Origin of the sequence: Streptomyces sp. SM1 (assembly GCF_002910825.1) — a bacterium.
Classification (GTDB): Bacteria; Actinomycetota; Actinomycetes; order Streptomycetales; family Streptomycetaceae; genus Streptomyces; species Streptomyces okerensis.
Genome location: NZ_NEUB01000542.1, coordinates 1 through 4,121, shown reverse-complemented (window position 1 = coordinate 4,121; position 4,121 = coordinate 1). Strand labels below are relative to the sequence as shown.

The 4,121-nt window shown below is 70.6% G+C and carries 3 protein-coding genes; all 3 read left to right on the top strand.

Annotated features, from left to right (window positions below; all coding sequences use genetic code 11):
* Nucleotides 1-1,238, top strand: a 1,238-nt coding sequence (locus B9S61_RS13185; RefSeq protein ID WP_146064820.1) for a tetratricopeptide repeat protein, incomplete at its 5' end; no start/stop codon positions are given.
* Nucleotides 1,239-1,374: 136 nt separating this feature from the next.
* Nucleotides 1,375-2,499, top strand: a complete 1,125-nt coding sequence (gene ald / locus B9S61_RS13180; RefSeq protein WP_103542426.1) for an alanine dehydrogenase — start codon at nucleotides 1,375-1,377, stop codon at nucleotides 2,497-2,499.
* A gap of 412 nt (nucleotides 2,500-2,911) precedes the next feature.
* The gene (locus B9S61_RS13175) at nucleotides 2,912-4,048 is read left to right on the top strand and encodes a ParA family protein (protein ID WP_181007356.1); all 1,137 of its coding nucleotides are present in this window, start codon (nucleotides 2,912-2,914) and stop codon (nucleotides 4,046-4,048) included.
* Nucleotides 4,049-4,121 lie beyond the last annotated feature (73 nt).

The following is a 4,121-nucleotide window of genomic DNA, read 5'->3' as shown; positions in this document are numbered from 1 at the left end:
TGCGGCTGCTCGCCCTCGCCCCGGGCGGCCTGGCCGACCCGCACACCGCCGCCGCGCTCGCCGGCTGCTCCGTGGAGGCCGTGCGCACCACCCTGGACGACTTCACCGCCCACGGCCTGCTGCACTCGGTGGGCTCCGCCCATCCGCAGTACCGGGTGCCCGGCTGCCTGCACTCCGTACTGCGCGACCTCGCGGCCGAGCACGAGAAGCCCGGGGAGCTCCAGCTGGCCCGCGCCCGCATGCTGGAGCGGACCGTACGGCTGCTCCAGTCGTGCAGGGCGATCACCGAGACCGACAGCGCCCAGGCACGCGAGAAGCTCCTCGGCATGCCGCGCGCCCTGCGCTTCCCCAGCCCCCGGGCCGCCGCCGACTGGCTGCGGCTGCGGCGGCCCGCGCTGCTGGCCGCCGCCCGGCTGGCGGTCGCCGACGGAGAGCTGGACACCCTCGCCAGGCGGCTGATGTCCCAGCTGGTGCGGGCCATGGCCGCCCACTGCGGCACCCGGGCCGCCGCGAGCGACCTGTACGACATCCACGGCCTGGTCCTCGATGTCGCCGAGCGCCGCGGACTGCCCCGGGAGCGGGCGGCGGCCCTGCTGAACCTCGGCGACCTGGACGCCCACACCGGCCGTACGGAGGACGCCCTGACGCGCTACCGGGCCGCGCTGGACGCCGGACGCGAGGCGAACGACCCGTACGCGACCGGCCGCGCGATGGAATCCGTAGGTGGCGCGTACCTGGAGCTCGGGGACTTCGACCGGGCCGCCGACTGGTTCGGCCGGGCCCTGGCCGAACGGCTCGCCCGGGGCGAGCGCCCGGAGGCGGCCCGGCTCTACGGCCGGATCGGCGCCGCCCACACCTACGCCGGACGCTACGGCGAGGCACTGCGCAACTGGCGCGCGGCCGTCGCCGGGCACCGCAAGTGCGGGGACGTGGCCGCCCAGGCGCGGGCTTTGAGCGAACTGGCCCGGGTGCAGGAGTACGCGGGCCGGCTCGACGAGTCGCTGCGCACCTGCCGGGAGGCCGTGGAGTGGGCGCGCCGGGCCGAGGACACCCGCCTGCAGGCCGCGCTGCAGCTTCGGCTCGCCGACTCCTTCGAGCACCTCGGCGACCCCGCTTCCGCCGCGCTGCACCGGGGCGCGGCCGAGCGGATGCTGGCCGAAGAGGCCCCGGAGGACGACTCCGAGGCGGAACACGGAGCTAACACCTGCGAAATCCGTAGCGCATCCGCTGAAGATTGATGCAAAGGAAGGCTGGACAGCGGGAACACCTTCATTAAACTGGCTCTGCCGCACCATCTTCTGCGGTCTCTCCCGGTGTGCCCGTGCGTGCCCGGGTATGTGTAGCGATATCCCCCTACCCTCTGAGCCAAGGACCGTGATCCACGTGAAGGTCGGCATCCCCCGCGAGGTCAAGAACAACGAGTTCCGGGTGGCCATCACCCCCGCCGGCGTCCACGAGCTCGTGCGCCATGGTCACCAGGTCGTCATCGAGCGCGGCGCCGGCGTCGGCTCCTCGATCCCGGACGGCGAGTTCATCGCCGCGGGCGGGCAGATCCTGGACACGGCCGACGAGGTCTGGGCCGCCGCCGACCTGCTGCTGAAGGTCAAGGAGCCCGTCGCGGAGGAGTACCACCGCCTGCGCAAGGACCAGACCCTCTTCACCTACCTGCACCTGGCCGCGTCGAAGGAGTGCACGGACGCCCTGCTGGAGTCCGGCACCACCGCGATCGCCTACGAGACCGTGGAACTGCCCAGCCGCGCGCTGCCGCTGCTCGCGCCGATGTCCGAGGTCGCGGGCCGGCTGTCCACCCAGGTCGGCGCCTATCACCTCATGCGCGCCCACGGCGGCCGCGGGGTGCTCCCCGGCGGCGTCCCCGGCGTGCTGGCCGGCCGGGCCGTCGTCATCGGCGGCGGCGTCTCCGGCTGGAACGCGGCGCAGATCGCCATCGGCATGGGCTTCCACGTGACCCTGCTCGACAAGGACATCAACAAGCTCAAGGAGGCCGACAAGGTCTTCGGCACGAAGATCCAGACGGTCGTCTCCAACGCCTTCGAGCTGGAGAAGGCCTGCCTGGAGGCCGACCTCGTGATCGGCGCGGTGCTGGTCCCGGGCGCCAAGGCGCCGAAGCTGGTCACCAACGAGCTGGTCTCGCGGATGAAGGCGGGAAGTGTCCTTGTCGACATCGCGATCGACCAGGGCGGCTGCTTCGAGGACTCCCACCCCACCACGCACGCCGAGCCGACCTTCAAGGTCCACGAGTCGGTCTTCTACTGCGTCGCCAACATGCCCGGCGCGGTGCCCAACACCTCGACCTACGCGCTGACCAACGCCACGCTGCCGTACATCGTCGAGCTCGCCAACCGCGGCTGGGCGGACGCGCTGCGCCGCGACGCCGCGCTCGCCAAGGGTCTCAACACGCATGACGGCAAGGTCGTCTACCAGGAGGTCGCCGAGGCGCACGGCCTCGAGCACGTCGAACTCGCCGCGCTGCTCGGCTGAGCCGCCAGGACGGTAAGTCGACCAAGTCACCGACCGGCAAAGGCGACACGTCAACTCGGATCGTCAACGCCACGCACCGGGCCGGACCTTCTCCCACGAGGTCCGGCCAGATGTGTGTATGGTCACTTCCTGATTCCTGCACAACTCGCCTCGAACGTAACCCTTCTACCGATTCGCGCACCCGTAAAACCTGCCGTGCGACGGCCGTACGCCCTTGACAGAGGGATGTTTCATTGCCGACACATCGGGCCGGGTCCGGCGGATTGTGTTGCTGCGGACGGCCGACACGCCATAGAGTCGCCAAACGTCGGCAGGGTGCCACGCTGACCTGTCTAGAAGTTTCCTGGTCACCAAGGAGGTAAGACGACTTGTGAATGAGTCGACATTTACTCCCGGGGGTGGTCAACCAGGAATGCCTGCGCCGGACCAGGAGCCCGCGGGATTCGCTGCTGTCGGCTCCGTAGCTGTGCGCACCTTCGCAGCCCACCGGAGTCACCGGGCTCCCGGGGTGACTCTCCCCGCACACCAGAGCATGGATGGCCATCACGTGAACGCCATGGCCGGCGACGGAAGTGGCGCGCCCCACAACCAGCTCGCCGACTACGACGAACTGCCCGAGGGGCACTTCTACGACCCCGACGCCGAGTACGAGCCCGACCCCGAGTACGCGGCCACGCTCGCGCCCGACGCGGCGCGCCAGCGGCGTGAGCGCGTCGGCCCGACCGGGCGCCCGCTGCCGTACTTCCCGATCCCGGGGCCGCTGACCGACCACGGCCCCGCGAAGATCATCGCGATGTGCAACCAGAAGGGCGGCGTCGGCAAGACCACGTCGACCATCAACCTGGGTGCCGCGCTCGCGGAGTACGGACGCCGGGTGCTGCTCGTCGACTTCGACCCGCAGGGCGCGCTGTCGGTCGGACTCGGCGTCAACCCGATGGAGCTCGACCTCACCGTCTACAACCTGCTCATGGAGCGGGGCATGGCGGCCGACGAGGTGCTGCTGAAGACCGCGGTCCCCAACATGGACCTGCTGCCCAGCAACATCGACCTGTCGGCGGCCGAGGTGCAGCTGGTGAGCGAGGTCGCGCGCGAGTCCACCCTCCAGCGGGCGCTGAAGCCGCTGATGGACGACTACGACTACATCGTGATCGACTGCCAGCCCTCGCTCGGCCTGCTGACGGTCAACGCGCTGACCGCCGCGCACAAGGTGATCGTGCCGCTGGAGTGCGAGTTCTTCGCGCTGCGCGGTGTGGCGCTGCTGACCGAGACCATCGAGAAGGTCCAGGAGCGGCTCAACCCCGACCTGGAGCTCGACGGCATCCTCGCCACCATGTACGACTCGCGCACGGTGCACAGCCGTGAGGTGCTCGCGCGGGTGGTCGAGGCGTTCGACGACCACGTCTACCACACGGTCATCGGGCGTACGGTCCGCTTCCCGGAGACCACGGTCGCCGGTGAGCCGATCACCACGTACGCGTCCAACTCCGTCGGCGCCGCCGCCTACCGTCAGCTCGCCAGGGAGGTGCTCGCCCGGTGTCACGCCGAGTGAGTCTGCCGGGGGCCGACGAACTCTTCCGTACGACAGGGGGGATGGCGCTCCAGGCGTCCACCCCCCGGCGCGC

What these genes read in the sequence shown, in the direction of transcription:
- B9S61_RS13175 (WP_181007356.1), top strand. Translation starts at nt 2,912, where the DNA reads ATGCCTGCGCCGGACCAGGAGCCCGCGGGATTCGCTGCTGTCGGCTCC.